This is a genomic window from Streptomyces sp. SAS_272, assembly GCF_052543235.1.
Genome location: NZ_JBMNDR010000222.1, coordinates 1 through 1,000, shown reverse-complemented (window position 1 = coordinate 1,000; position 1,000 = coordinate 1). Strand labels below are relative to the sequence as shown.

Sequence of the window (1,000 nt, the reverse complement as noted above, 5' to 3'; positions counted from 1 at the left end):
CCGCCTGGGCGGGGCCCGCTCCGTCGTGAGCGCCGGGACGTCTCACGCCGAGGGGCGCGCCTTGCGGTAGAGCACCGCGCCGGCGAGCAGTGCGCCCGCGCCGACCGGCACCGCGAGGCCCATCGGCAGCTCGCTTCCGGTGTGCGCGAGCTGCGGCGCGTGGACGGCGGGCCCGTGCACGGAGGAGTCGCCGACCGGCGTCGCGTGACCGGGGGCGGCAGGCTTCTCGGGCGCGGACGGGCTGGACTCGCCCGGCTTGCCGGGGCTGTGGTGTCCGGGCTCGCCCGGCGTCTCGTGGCCGCGGGACGGGGGCCGCTGCGGACCGCTGCCGTTGGCGCAGTCGTTGCCCATCGACGGGTTGAGGATGCCGACGACGTCCACGCTGTTGCCGCACACGTTCACCGGCACGTCGACGGGCACCTGGACGTGGTTGCCCGAGCCGACGCCGGGCGACCCTCCGGTGTGGCCGCCCGCCTGGGCGCCCCCGGAGCCTCCGTGCGCGCCGGAGCCGCCGTGGTGACCGCCCCCGTGACCGCCGCTGTGGTTGCCGGGCCGGCCGCCGCCGCGGCCCTCGTCGTCGCCGTAGCCGCGTGACATCCCGCCGCCGCCCTTGTTGGCGCACGAGTTGCCGAAGGTCGGGTTGAGCGCCCCGATGACGTCCACGGTGTTGCCGCAGACGTTGACGGGCACGTTGATCGGCGCCTGCACCGAGTTGCCCGACAGGACGCCGGGTGAGTCGGTGGCGGCGCCGTACGCGCCGGAGTCGGCGTGGGCGTAGCCGCCGGCGGCAGCGATCACCCCCGTCGCCGCCGCCACGGTCATGAGGCTTTTGCGGGTGGCCTGTCGCATTGCTGAATCCCTGCTTTCGATCTCGCCTGTGCCCCGAATCACCCCGAATCGCTCGCATCATTGCAGCTGTTCGATTTCATCGGGCTCTACGACTTCTCGGCTTTTCCTTCGGGAAAAAGACCGGTCGGCCCCGGAGCGCATGGCGTGCGCT

The 1,000-nt window shown here is 73.9% G+C and carries 1 protein-coding gene; it reads right to left on the bottom strand.

Annotation, left to right across the window (positions count from 1 at the left end; all coding sequences use genetic code 11):
* Nucleotides 1-42: 42 nt before the first annotated feature.
* Nucleotides 43-849, bottom strand: coding sequence for a chaplin (locus ACN6LD_RS42250; RefSeq protein WP_319187141.1), 807 nt, complete (start codon nucleotides 847-849; stop codon nucleotides 43-45).
* Nucleotides 850-1,000 lie beyond the last annotated feature (151 nt).

Bases quoted from the DNA above. Each gene is read 5' to 3' on its own strand.
- ACN6LD_RS42250 (WP_319187141.1), bottom strand. From the start codon at position 849: ATGCGACAGGCCACCCGCAAAAGCCTCATGACCGTGGCGGCGGCGACG.